Annotated in this window: 11 protein-coding genes; 7 read left to right on the top strand and 4 right to left on the bottom strand. The window is 70.6% G+C overall.

What is annotated here, in order from left to right; genetic code table 11:
• Window positions 1–521, bottom strand: a 521-nt coding sequence (locus tag OV208_RS10655; RefSeq protein WP_324291368.1) for a 5'-nucleotidase domain-containing protein, incomplete at its 3' end; no start/stop codon positions are given.
• A 390-nt stretch (window positions 522–911) separates the two neighbouring features.
• On the opposite strand from OV208_RS10655, the gene OV208_RS10650 reads away from it, so the two are divergent.
• From OV208_RS10650 to OV208_RS10630, 5 genes are read left to right on the top strand one after another with little or no spacing between them, the layout of a single operon-like run.
• Window positions 912–3131: a serine/threonine protein kinase gene (locus tag OV208_RS10650; RefSeq protein WP_267573720.1), complete on the top strand. Its 2220-nt coding sequence runs from the start codon at window positions 912–914 to the stop codon at window positions 3129–3131.
• Between the two features lie 2 nt (window positions 3132–3133).
• The gene (locus OV208_RS10645) at window positions 3134–3793 is read left to right on the top strand and encodes a response regulator (RefSeq protein ID WP_267573719.1); all 660 of its coding nucleotides are present in this window, start codon (window positions 3134–3136) and stop codon (window positions 3791–3793) included.
• A 27-nt stretch (window positions 3794–3820) separates the two neighbouring features.
• On the top strand, window positions 3821–5155 hold the full coding sequence (locus OV208_RS10640) for a M16 family metallopeptidase (RefSeq protein WP_267573718.1): 1335 nt from the start codon (window positions 3821–3823) through the stop codon (window positions 5153–5155).
• Window positions 5156–5184: 29 nt separating this feature from the next.
• Window positions 5185–6690, top strand: coding sequence for an insulinase family protein (locus OV208_RS10635; protein ID WP_267573717.1), 1506 nt, complete (start codon window positions 5185–5187; stop codon window positions 6688–6690).
• 38 nt (window positions 6691–6728) lie between these two features.
• Window positions 6729–7385: an RluA family pseudouridine synthase gene (locus tag OV208_RS10630; protein ID WP_267573728.1), complete on the top strand. Its 657-nt coding sequence runs from the start codon at window positions 6729–6731 to the stop codon at window positions 7383–7385.
• Window positions 7386–7397: 12 nt separating this feature from the next.
• Here the strand turns inward: OV208_RS10630 and OV208_RS10625 are convergent, their stop codons facing one another.
• Genes OV208_RS10625 through OV208_RS10615 form a run of 3 tightly spaced genes read right to left on the bottom strand, consistent with a single transcriptional unit; the run spans window position 7398 to window position 10303 of the window.
• Window positions 7398–8234: a hypothetical protein gene (locus OV208_RS10625; protein ID WP_267573716.1), complete on the bottom strand. Its 837-nt coding sequence runs from the start codon at window positions 8232–8234 to the stop codon at window positions 7398–7400.
• The gene (locus OV208_RS10620) at window positions 8231–9655 is read right to left on the bottom strand and encodes a hypothetical protein (protein WP_267573715.1); all 1425 of its coding nucleotides are present in this window, start codon (window positions 9653–9655) and stop codon (window positions 8231–8233) included. Before OV208_RS10620 ends, OV208_RS10625 begins: the two co-directional genes overlap by 4 nt.
• A 45-nt stretch (window positions 9656–9700) precedes the next feature.
• Window positions 9701–10303, bottom strand: a complete 603-nt coding sequence (locus tag OV208_RS10615; RefSeq protein ID WP_267573714.1) for a hypothetical protein — start codon at window positions 10301–10303, stop codon at window positions 9701–9703.
• A 236-nt stretch (window positions 10304–10539) separates the two neighbouring features.
• On the opposite strand from OV208_RS10615, the gene OV208_RS10610 reads away from it, so the two are divergent.
• Both OV208_RS10610 and OV208_RS10605 read left to right on the top strand, forming a co-directional pair.
• The gene (locus OV208_RS10610) at window positions 10540–11355 is read left to right on the top strand and encodes an MlaE family ABC transporter permease (RefSeq protein ID WP_267573713.1); all 816 of its coding nucleotides are present in this window, start codon (window positions 10540–10542) and stop codon (window positions 11353–11355) included.
• A 56-nt stretch (window positions 11356–11411) separates the two neighbouring features.
• On the top strand, window positions 11412–12149 hold the full coding sequence (locus OV208_RS10605; RefSeq protein WP_267573712.1) for an ABC transporter ATP-binding protein: 738 nt from the start codon (window positions 11412–11414) through the stop codon (window positions 12147–12149).
• Window positions 12150–12168 lie beyond the last annotated feature (19 nt).

Genomic DNA, 12168 nt, shown 5'->3' with positions numbered 1-12168 from the left:
TTCCACGCCTCGCGCTTGAGCGGCCTGAGGCCGTGGTACGCGCGCCCCACGTGCCCGAAGCGATCCATCTTCAGGACGTTGCCGTTCACCCGGTCCACCGCGAGCCCACGCATCACGAAGTGGTGGTCGTAGAGCAGGCCACCAATGAAGGGCGGATAGCCGTACTCGCTGATCAGCTTCGCGATCGTCATGTCGAACGACAACTGCTCCAGCCGGCGCATGTGGTAGATGGCCAGCGTGTAGTCCATGTCGAACCCGATGAGCTCGACGTGGTCCATGCGCAGGTTGCGGTTGACGAACACCTCCCGCGCGCGTGGCACCTGGGCCGCGGGCTCCCGGGGCGTGGACAGCAGCCGGCCGAGCACCTCGTCGGTGAGCAGCTCGTGGGCGCGGTGCGCGGCTTCGTCGGCGCGCTCCCGGTTGATGGAGGAACGGAAGCTCCCGTGCAGCGGATCCACGGAGGGTCCGCCCGGGATGGGCCTGGTGGGAGAGAGGATGGACGGCACGGGACCGCAAGACATAACACGCAGGGCTCCCGGCCGCCCCGTCCTTGCGGGCTTCGCACGGGGCTGGCACGCTCTGCCCCAGATGCGCTCCTCCCGACCATCCCCGGCCCCCGCCGAGGACCTCCACACGCGACTGTCCGCACGGATCGCCGCGCTGGAAGACCGGGTGCGTCGCCTGGAAGCCCGCCTGCTCCTAGAGGCTCGCAAGCCCCCGCCCGTCCGCTCCCGCCCCAGCGTCTCCGCCGCCACCGCCCGCGTGGGCCGCGCCCGGCCGCGCTGCCCCGGGTGCACCCTGGAGCTTCCCCGGGGCCGACGCGGTGAGTCGTGCGTGTGGTGCGGCTTCGTGTTCGCCGCCGTGACCCGCCGTCCCCGAAGGTCCGCCGCCAAGACGGCGCGGAAGACGCGATGAGCGGGATGTACCGACTCATTGGCCGCACGGAGGCGGGGGACCTCGCGGAGCTGTACGAGGCCCTGCTGCTTCCCACGCTCCCCGTCGCGGTGAAGCTGTTCCTGCAGCGCACCTCCGACCCCGCCTATGCCCGCCAACTGGCGGAGACCGTCCGGCGGCTCCAGCCCGTGCGCCACCCGGGAATCCTCCACGTCGTGGACCTGGGCTTCGTGCGCCAGCGACTCGCGGTGGTGCGTGAGGACGTGGATGGCTTCACGCTGGGCGTCGCGCTCCAGCGCCTCAACACGAAGGAAGTGCTGCTGCCGCCCACCGTGGCGCTGTCCATCGTCATCCAGTTGCTGGACGCGGTGCAGCTGGCCCACGACGCGGGCGTCGTCCACGGGGCCCTGACCCCCGGCAACCTGCTGCTGTCCCGCGAAGGCTACCCGGCCATCTGCGACTTTGGCGCGCTCCAGGCGCTGCTCTCCGTGCCCCAGCTCAAGCGCACCTTCGCGCATCGCGGCCGCAGCGCGTACCGGGCGCCGGAGGTGACGCGCGGCGAGCCGCCCACGGAGGCGTCCGACGTGTACTCGCTGGGCGCCATCGCCTACGAGCTGCTCACGCTGCGCGAGGCCGTGGTGCCCGGCAGTGGGGTGAGCACCCGCCGCGAAGCCCTGCCGCCCCCCAGCCGGTTGGACCGGCGGATCAACTCACGGTTGGATCCGGCGGTGATGCGCGCGTTGGACCCCGCGCCCCAGCGGCGCTTCCGCTCGTGCGGCGAGTTCGCCCAGGCCCTGCGCAACTTCCTGTCCACGGGCGGCGGTCTGCCCGGCGCGGAGGACGTGGCGCGCTTCGTGTCGGAGCTGTTCCCCAACGAGGTGAGCATCGCCGTGCCCGGCCCCGTGCCGTTCGCGGAGCCCTTCGAACTGGAGCCCATCTCCGGCGCGGAGATGGAGGACCTGCACGCCGAGGAGCACGAGGCGTCCATCGTCCAGCGCATGCCGTACACCCGTCCGCCCACGGAGGAGGAGGCGTCCGCCAGCACGCAGGAGGCCGCGCCCGCCTTCGGGGAGTTCCGCCCGGAGGACTTCGCGCCGGATCCATATCCGGATGACGACGGCCCGCAGTACACCGAGCCTTCGCCCGCCGCGAGGGAAGGGCGCGCCACCGACCCCTCCCACGCGGGTCCCCTGGAGCAGGGCTGGGATGCGCCTCCGGGCGTGCTCGCGCAGAAGTCCCGCCGTCAGGTCACGCCGCAGGGGGGCGCGGATGGGCACTCGGGCACGCGCGTCGGCCGCAATCCGCGCATGAAGGTGGTGGAGGACTTCTCCACGCCGCCGCCGCTGGGCTCGGACGAAGCGCCCGCGCCCTCCGAACGGCGCGCGGCCCTGCGCCCCGCGCGCGGTGCCGCTGGCCGCTCTCCCGTCCAGGAGACCCTGGCCCTTCCGCCCGCTGGAGCCTCCCCGCCGGGTGCGAACCGGAGCCCCGAAGGCGTGGAGCCGCCCCGCCAGGAGCGCCGGGGCCGCGCCGAGCCCACCGAGGCCCTTCCCGCCGAACCCGGCAGCGGAGCGTCACGCCGCGCCGCCGCCCAGGGCCGGGATGATGGCGGTTGGCGCTCCGACATGGCGGTGCCCGCGCCGTCCGACCGGCACCTGCCGGTGGCCCAGCGCTTCGACACGGTGGAGACGCCGCGCATGCAGGCGGTGGACACGGTGGCGCGCCGCAAGCGCCTGCTGTTCATCTGCGCCGGCATCGCTGGGGTGGGCCTCTTCATCTTCGCCGTCGCCGTGTGGAGGCTGGGCCTGGACACCGTCCCCCCGGCGCCGCCCCTGCCTCGGTACGATCCGAACGCGCCCGTGGCGGGGGCGCCGGCAAGCCCCCGCCCCACCCAGCTGCGCCCCATCGCGCCGCCGCCGCCCGCTCCGCCCCCTTCCGCGACCTCCCAGGACCTGGAGGACCAGGAGGACGAGGGGGACGGCAGCGAACCGGCGGTGCCCGCCAAGGCCCAGCGCGCGTTCCTCACGCTGCGCACGAACCTTCCGGCGCGGGTCTACATCGACGGCGCGCGGGTGAGCCGCACCACGCCGCTGGTGAACTTCCCGGTCCGCGTCGGCACGCGCGACATCCGCGTGGTCGCGCTGTCCACGGGCGAGCGCAAGGACTTCCAGCTCCGCTTCTCGCGGGGCCAGCACCAGAAGCTGGAGGAACAGTTCCAGCCTCCCCCCACCAGGCGGTGAACGTGGAGCGCACGCGCATCTTCGTCGTCGAGGACCAACCGCAGCTCTTGCGCAACCTGCTCAAGGCCCTGAGCACCTTCCCTGAACTGGAGCTGGTGGGCACGTCGCAGGACGGCGAACAGGCGGTGGAGGACATCGTCCGGGAACGCCCGCAGCTCGTCCTGCTGGACCTGGAGCTGCCGAGCATGCACGGCATCCAGGTGACCCAGAAGGTCAAGCGCCGCGCCCCCGAGGTGGAGATCCTCATCCTCACGTCCTTCGAGGAGGAGCAGAAGGTCTACGAGGCCATCCAGGCCGGCGCGTCCGGCTACCTGGTCAAGCGCGTGGGGCCGGAGAAGATCCGCTCCGCCATCCAGGAAGTGATGGCGGGCGGCACGGTGCTGGAGCCCATCATCGCGCGCCGCTTCTGGAACTACTTCCAGTCCGTCCAGGCGAAGCCCGCCCAGAAGCCCGCGGAGATTCCCTGGGGGCTGTCCGCCCTGGAGCTGGACGTGCTGCGCTACGTGGCCAAGGGCCTGTCCAACGCGGAGGTGGGGCAGGTGATGACGCTCGAGCGCCGGACGGTGCGCACGCACCTGTCGCATATCTACCGGAAGATGGGCGTCAACTCCCATGTGGACGCGGTGGTGATGGCCCTGCGTGAAGGTGTCGTGGATCTCTAGGCCCGCCGTGGTTACGGTGGGGCACCTATGGCCAAGGCATCCCCGCGGTCCCCCGCGCGCGCGGTGGACCCCATCCTCCACGCCCTCTTCGACGTTCACGAGGCAACGCTGCCCAACGGTCTGAAGGTCCGCCTGCTGGCGAACCATCAGGCCCCGGTGGTGAGCCTCTACACCTTCTTCCAGGTGGGCAGCCGCAACGAGCGGCCCGGCATCACCGGCATCAGCCACCTGTTCGAACACATGATGTTCAACGGGGCGAAGAAGTACGGCCCCAAGATGTTCGACAAGACGCTCGAGTCGAACGGCGGCCGCTCCAACGCGTACACGTCCAACGACATGACGGTGTACTACGACGACTTCTCCGCCGACGCGCTGGAGACGGTGCTCGACCTGGAGTCGGACCGGATGCGCTCGCTGAGCATCTCCGACAAGACCCTGGCCAGCGAGCGCGAGGTCGTGAAGGAGGAGCGCCGCGTCCGGGTGGACAATGAGATCCCCGGGATGATGGACGAGGAGCTGGGGACGCTCATCTACAAGGCGCACGCGTACCGCTGGCCCGTCATCGGGTGGATGGCGGACATCGAGAACATCACCCGCGAGGACTGCCAGGAGTACTTCCGCACGTACTACGCGCCCAACAACGCGGTGCTCTACATCTGCGGGGACATCGACCCGAAGAAGACGCTCGCGCTGGTGCGCCGCTACTACGGCGACATCCCGCGCGGACCGTCGCCGCTGCCGGTGATCAACGCGGAGCCGGAGCAGAAGGGCGAGCGCCGCGCCGTGGTGCGCCACCCCGCGCAGTCCCCGTCGGTGATGATCGGCTTCCGGGGCCCCTCCGCCAGCCAGGAGGACACGCTGGTGTTGGACGTCGCCCAGTACATCCTCACCAAGGGCGAGGGCAGCCGGCTGGTGAAGTCCCTGGTGTATGAGCAGAAGGCCGCCGTGTCGGTGATGCTCGACTGGAGCTGGCGCATCGATCCGGGGACCGTGATGTTCTACCTGGAGCTCAAGCCGGACTCGGAGCCGGCGAAGGTGGAGGCCCTGCTGTACGCGGAGCTGGAGAAGCTGGCGCGCGAGGGTGTCACCGAGAAGGAGCTCCAGAAGGCGAAGAACAACCTGCGCGCGGATCACCTGCGCGAGCTGTCCACCAACAGTGGCCGGGGCCACGCCCTGGGCCACTATGAGGCCCTGCTGGGCGACTGGCGTGAAGGCCTGTCCCTGCCGACCTTCTACGCATCCGTGACGCCGGAGCAGGTGAAGGCCGTCGCCGCGAAGTACTTCGCCCCCGAGCGTCGCTCGGTGGTCACCCTCCAGCCCGAAGCCGGCGCCATCGAGCCCGGCGACGACGCGGACGCTTGAAGCGTCCCGCGAGGAAACCCCTCCCGCGTATGGCCACCCGAAAAATCGCCTCCGTGAAGAAGACCGTCCGCAAGGCCGCCAAGGCCGTGCGCAAACCGGCCGCCAGCGCCCGCAAGAAGGTCGCGGCCGTCCGCGCCAAGGCCCCGGCGCGCTCGAAGCCCGCCAGGAACAAGAAGACGAAGCTGACCCTGGTGCCCCAGCCGGCGGCCACCAGCGCGCTGAAGCTGCCGGAGCTGCATGAGAGCACCACGTCCACCGGCCTGAAGGTCATCGCCGCCGAACGCGGCCCGCTGCCGCTCATCTCCGTGCGGCTCATCATGCGCGCGGGGGGCGTGTGGGATCCGCCGGGCAAGGACGGTCTGGCGGACTTCACCGCGCGGCTGATGCGCCGGGGCACCCAGAAGCTGGATGCCGACGCCATCAGCGAGGCCGTGGAGTTCGTGGGCGCCAGCCTCTACGCGGGCGTCAACGAGGACGTGCTGTCCGTCTACCTCACGACGCCCGCGGAGCACTTCTCCGCGATGCTGGATGTCCTGGGGCAGGTGGTGCGCGAGCCCACCTTCCCGGAGCAGGAGGTGCTGGACGCGAGGGACCGCGCGCTGGCGCAGTTCGCCAACGACCTGGACGACCCCTCCGCCATCGCCGACCGCGCCTTCAGCCGCGTGCTCTGGGGAGACCACCCCTACGGGCGCGACCTGGGCGGCATCAAGCGCACCGTGTCCACGTTCACCCGCGACGACGTGGTGCGCTTCCACGCTGAACGCACGGGCCCACGCGTGTCGATGCTCACGGTGGTGGGCGCCATCGCGCCGGAGACGGTGGCCGCGGAGGCGGAGCGTGCGTTCGCCGGCTGGACGGGCGGACCGGACGCGCCCACGGAATTGCCTCGCAAGCAGGAGCCGCTGGCGAAGGCCGGGCAGGTGCTGCTCATCGACAAGCCGGACCAGACGCAGTCGCAGGTGCGCCTGGGCGGCCCGGGCTTCTGGCTGGGCCACGAGGACTACTTCCCGGCGACGGCGATGAACATCGCGCTGGGCGGCGGGTTCACGTCGCGGCTGATGAACGAGATCCGCGTCAACCGGGGCCTCACCTACGGCGTCAGCTCCTACTTCGACACGATGAGCGCGGGCGGCGTGTTCGCGCTGTCCACGTTCACGAAGACGGCCTCCACGCGGGAGATCATCGACGTGGCGCTGGAGCAGATCCACGGCGTGCGCGACGGCGGCCTGAAGCCGCGCGAGCTGAAGGACGCGCAGAGCTACCTGGCCGGCCTGTACCCGCTGCGCACGGAGACCAACGAGTCCGTCGCGTCCGTCATCGGGGATGTCCGCATCCACGGCCTGGGGGATGACTGGGTGGAGAAGTTCCGCGACCGGCTGCGCGCGGTGACGCCCAGGGATGTGGCCCGGGTGGCGAAGAAGTACGCCTTCGCGGACGCGCCCGTCATCGTCGTGCTGGGCAAGGCGTCGGAGGTGAAGCCGCTGCTCGAAGGGCTGGGCCCCATCACCGTGGTGCCGGCGTCGGAGTACGAGTGAGCAGCAGTGCCCGCATCCTCTTCGACGGCGCGGGGGTGATGGTGGTGGACAAGCCGGCCGGCGTGCTCGTCATCCCTGGCCGGGAAGGCGGCCCGTGCCTCCGCGACACGCTGGAGGCACAGCTGGGCCGCAAGGTGTTCGTGGTGCACCGGTTGGACCGCGACACGTCCGGCGTCCTCGTCTTCGCCCTGGACGCGGCGGTGCACCGCGCGCTCTCCCAGGCCTTCGAGGCAGGCAAGGTGCGCAAACGCTACCGGGCCCTGGTGGAGGGCCGGCTGGAGGCGCCGCAGTGGGTGGACGCGCCCCTGGTGGCGGGCCGCAAGGGCCGCATGCGCGTGGCCCGGCCGGAGGAACCGGACGCGAAGCCTTCGCGCACGCGGGTGCGGCCGGTGGAGACCTTCGCCCAGGCTTCGCTGGTGGAGGCGGAGCCGGTGACGGGGCGCACGCACCAGATTCGCGTGCACCTGCTGGCCCTGGGGCATCCGCTGCTCGTGGACCACCAGTACGGTCGCGAGGCGCCCCTCACGGAAGGAGAGCTGGGAGGGCAGGGGACGCAGGAGGTGCTGGTGCGTACTCCGCTGCATGCCGCCCGCGTGGAGTGGCCGGCGTTGCCGGGCGTCCCAGCGCGCGCGGTGGAAGCCCCGCTGCCTCCGGACATGCTGCGGGCCCTGGAGCTTCTGCGCGCTGCCGGGTGAGCGGGGCAGCGTCTACTGGTAGTGGTTCAGCATGAAGCTGTTGGACGTGCCGCCCACGCCGTAGCTGTCCAGCGCGGAGAGCTGCACGGGGCCCTCGGTGGCGTCCACGGTGACGATGGCGGCGCACACGCCGTTGTCGCAGGGGCCGATCTTCGTGGGCGTCACCTTGCCTCGCGAGGACGTCAGCTCCACGGAGCCGTCGAAGTGCGCGGCCCGGGGGCCTTCGGCGCGCACGGTGATGGTGAAGGACAGGCGGCTCGTGCGCGCGCCTTCGATGGCGTCGAACGTGAAGCCCGTGATGTCGCCTGCGAGGATGGGGGCATCCGGATCGGATCCCGCATCCCCTGGCGTCCCCGCGTCCTCCATGGAGCCCGCGTCGACCTCCGCATCCTCCACGCCCGCGTCGAAGGCGATCAGCACCCCGGCGTCCCACTCCTCTTCGGGCTCCGCTTCCTTGTCTTTTCCAGGAGGCTTCAGGGTGAGGGTTCCTTCGTTCTCCGCCTCCCGCCCGTCGTCCAGCCGCAGCTTCACCGCGTGCGCGCCCGCGCCCAGCCCCCGGGGCACCGTCACGACGACGACGCCTGAAGGATCGAAGTGTGTCACCGCCGCTTCCTTCTCATCCACCCAGACGGTGCCCGTCGCCGTCACGCGGGTGTTCACCTTCTCCTCGCCGTAATCCACGGACACGGCGTAGCGCGCCTCGAAGCGCACGGTGAGGGACTCGTCCTTCGCGTTGACGAGCAGCGTGTCCGGTTCCACCGAGAGGATGCGGGGCTGCGGCAGCGAGGATGAGCCTCCCGAACAGGCCCACGCCAGCACGGCCCAGAGCGCGAGCGCGGCGCGCTTCACGGGGTGAACCTCAGCCCCGCGGACACGGACACGCCACCCAGTTCGGCCCGCAGGAGTTCGGTCTCCACGGGAGCGAGCGCGGCGCGCACCTCCGCGAGGACGCTCCAGCGGCCAATGTCATACGCACCCTGCGCGGACAGGAATCCCATGGCCGCGACTCTGCTCTCATCCTCGGTCGTCGGGAAGCCGTCCGCGGTCTGAGATGCCTTCACCGACAGCCGGTGGCTGAAAGGCAGCACTCCTCCGCCTGCTCGTCCGTCCAGTCGGAAGGAACCATGCTGGAAAAGGGTGACCCGCGCGGACAAAAGCAGGGGGATGCCCCACACGCGCGAATGCACGCCATCCTCTTGCACATCGAACGTCGCGTAGCGAAGCCCTGCTTCGGCTTCCGCCGCCAGCCGTCCATTCCAGACAGGCAGGGGAACGGAGACACCCAATGACAGCAGCGGTCCGCCATTGGCGCCGCTCGCGAACGTGACGCCGCCCAACAGGAACAATGACAGCCGTTTGTCCCCCCCGCGCGGAGCCTCGGCCAGCGGGGGCAGGGCAGGGGAGGCGGGCGCGGTGACCTCCACGTGTTCCGGAGGCCGTGGCCGCGCGGGCAGCACGCCGGCCTGGATCCGCACCGCTTTCGAGGTGGGCTCCACCGTGGGATCCACCTCGCGCCAGCGCACCGTGACGGAGACGCGCGTGGCTCCTTCGCCCGGCCGCACCGTGAAGCGCGCCCGGTTCGCTGGAGGCTCGGCCTTCACCGTGGCGCCCTCCGCGGCGACCTCCAGCTCCGAGGGCGGCACCGGGCCCTCCGTGCCCGCGAGGATCAGCCAGCCCCCGTCCTCCGGCGACAGCGGATCCGGCGTGAGCGCGGCGACCAGCGGGCGTTCGGAAGGAACCGACAACGGGGCGCTGCGGTCCGTGGTGAGCGTGCCCCGCGTCGCGAGCACGCGCGCCTCCTTCGCATCCGGAGGCACCTCCACCGGGACCTGCGCGCGGCCCCGTCCGTCCGCCTTCACCGGACCGAAGCGCGCGTCACCGACGACGACCACCACCTCCGCGCCCGGCGCGGTGGACACGTCCAGCGTCGTGCGTCCCAGCAGGGCAATGCTCACGGGGGTGACTTCCGGGGGCCGGCCGTCCTCCACCCAGAAGGCGAGCACCGCCCACAGCGGATGGCGCACCGGCGGCGGCGTCCAGCGGAAGACGCGCTCCGCGCCGCCCTCCACCCGCGTCGCCTCCCAGGTGCCGGAAGAGGCCGCCGCGCGCACGGGGCCAGCGCCTTTCGGCACCCGCACCCGCACCACCACGGCCAGGTCCTGCCCGAGCACCACGCGCCCGGGTGTTGCTTCCACCTCGGGCGGTTCCGCCCGCGCCACGGCGGCGAGCGACACCCAGAGGAGGACTGCGAGGAGGAGCGGCGGACGCATACGGGAAAACCCGTCTAGCAGTTGACCGCCGCTCCTGCCTTCGGGTCAATCCTCGGCAGGCGCGGCGTTGTCCAGCTCCTCATCCGAGGGAAGGATGGCGACCTCGGGCAGCTCCTCGTCCATGGGCACTTCGGCCATGGGCTTGTCCGCCGGGCCCGAGTTCATCTTGGAGGGCGGGCTGAAGGCGGGCCGGTCCGCCGGCGCGCCGCCGCCACGGCCGTGCACCAGCGTCTTGGTGTCGGAGCGGAAGGTGAGGTCCACCTTGTCGCCGCGCACCGCGGTCACCAACCCGACGCCGAAGGTCGGGTGGTGGATGACCTGATCCACCCGGTAGGTGTCCTTGGGGCTGTACTTGGGCGCGCTGGCGATGTCCTTGCCCGCGAGCTGATCATCGAAGGAGATGACCACCTTCTCCGAGCGCGTCGTGCGCGTGGTGCCGCTGGCGGCGCGCGCGGCCTTCGCCGTGGCGGCCTTCGTGGGACGGTCCGTGGTGCCGGGCTTGCCGCGGAACGCGTGTTCCCCGTTGCACGTGTTGCAGCGGACGCGTGCGATCTTCGGACCGACCATCGCCAGGATGGTGTGAGCGAGAGACATCTTGCAGCGGGTGCAGAGGGAATCCACCTCGCCGCCGACCTTCAGGGTAGCCATGCTGTTGTTTCGCTCTGGCCCGGCAACTCCCCGAAGAGGGGCGCGCCGGGCGTGGAAGGAAAAGGGTCGCGGAACATAACGGCCAGCCCCTGGAGGAGGAAGCCCCATCGCATCCCACCTGTCCGCCACGCGCGCGGCCCCCTGCCAACCAACCATGGCGGTGGGGGTGGGATAACCCGACAAGGGACTTCGCTTGTGCGCGCGGCGGGGGCACGTAGAGTAGCCGGCCTGAACGCATGACCACCGAGACCCCCAGCAAACCGAACCGCCTGACCGGCGCCTTCGTCCAGTCGGTGGAGGGCTTCGGCAAGGGCCTCATCGACGTCGTCGCCACCATTGGCGGCGTGGTCGCCCTGGGCCTGGACGTCTTCCGCTGGAGCGTCCGGCGCCCCTACCGCCTGCAAAACCTGTTCACCCAACTGGACTTCGTGGGGGTGGGCTCCATCTTCATCGTCGGGCTCACCGGCAGCTTCACCGGCATGGTGTTCGCCCTCCAGACGTCCACCGCCTTCGCCCTGTTCGACGCCGAAAGCCTGGTGGGCCCCACCGTGGCCCTGACGCTCACCCGGGAGCTGTCCGCGGTGTTCGCCGCGCTGATGGTCACCATGCGCGCCGGCTCCGCCATGTGCACGGAATTGGGCACCATGCGCGTCTCCGAACAGGTGGACGCGCTGGAGACCATGGCCGTCAACCCGGTGCAGTACCTGCTGGTGCCCCGGGTGCTCGCGGGCCTGTTCATGGTCCCCGCGCTCACCATGCTCTTCAACACCACGGGCATGACGGGCGCCTACATCGTCGCGGTGTTCGGCCTCGGCATCTCCCCCGGCACCTTCCTGTCGCGCACCCAGCAGTGGATGGCGCCCTCGGACATCTATGAGGGCCTCCTCAAGGGCGCCATCTTCGGCCTGGCCGTGGCCCTCATCTGCTGCTTCAAGGGCTACAACGCCTCTGGTGGCGCCAAGGGCGTGGGTCAGGCCACCACGGAGGCGATGGTGGCCAGCGCCCTGGCCATCTTCATCCTCGATTTCATCGTCGGCATGATGATGCACTGATGGGCCCGCCGGACTCCCCCTCGGCCCGGCCCTCGTCCCCCGGGTCGACGAAGCCGATGATCGACATCGTGGACCTGCACAAGACCTTCGGTTCCACCAAGGTCCTCACCGGCATCAACCTCACCGTGCCGGCGGGCAGCACCTGCGTCATCCTGGGCGGGTCCGGCTCTGGCAAGACGGTGCTGATGAAGCACATGATCGGCCTGCTCAAGCCCGACTCCGGCAAGGTCATCGTCGACGGGGAGGACATCGTCCCCATGAGCGTGCAGGGCCTGCAGCAGGTCCGCCGCAGCTTCGGCATGGTGTTCCAGGCCGCCGCGCTCTTCGACTCCATGACGGTGTTCGAGAACGTCGCCTTCCCCCTGCGCCAGCACACCTCCCTCTCCGAGGACGCCATCCGGGAGAAGGTGCGCAAGCGCCTGGACCTGATGAGCCTCAAGCCGGAGGTGGAGAACCGCTTCCCCGCGGACCTGTCCGGCGGCATGCGCAAGCGCGTGGGCCTGGCGCGCGCCGTCGTGCTGGACCCGAAGGTCGTCCTCTACGACGAGCCCACCACCGGCCTGGACCCCATCACCACCGACTCCGTGGATGAGATGATCCTCACGGCGCAGAAGGAGCTGGGCGTCACCAGCGTGGTCATCAGCCACGACATCGCCTCCGCCTTCAACGTCGCGGATCAGATTGCCTTCCTCTCCAAGGGCGTCATCGTGGAGAACGGCTCCCCGGAACAGCTGCGCGAGTCCACGCAGCCCGCCGTCCAGGTCTTCCTCCAGACGTGGTTCGGCAAGAACTAGGGACCGCAAGAATTCCCGT

Origin of the sequence: Corallococcus sp. bb12-1 (assembly GCF_026626765.1) — a bacterium.
In the GTDB taxonomy this organism is placed as follows: domain Bacteria; phylum Myxococcota; class Myxococcia; order Myxococcales; family Myxococcaceae; genus Corallococcus; species Corallococcus terminator.
This window is presented reverse-complemented; position numbering and strand designations above follow the sequence as displayed.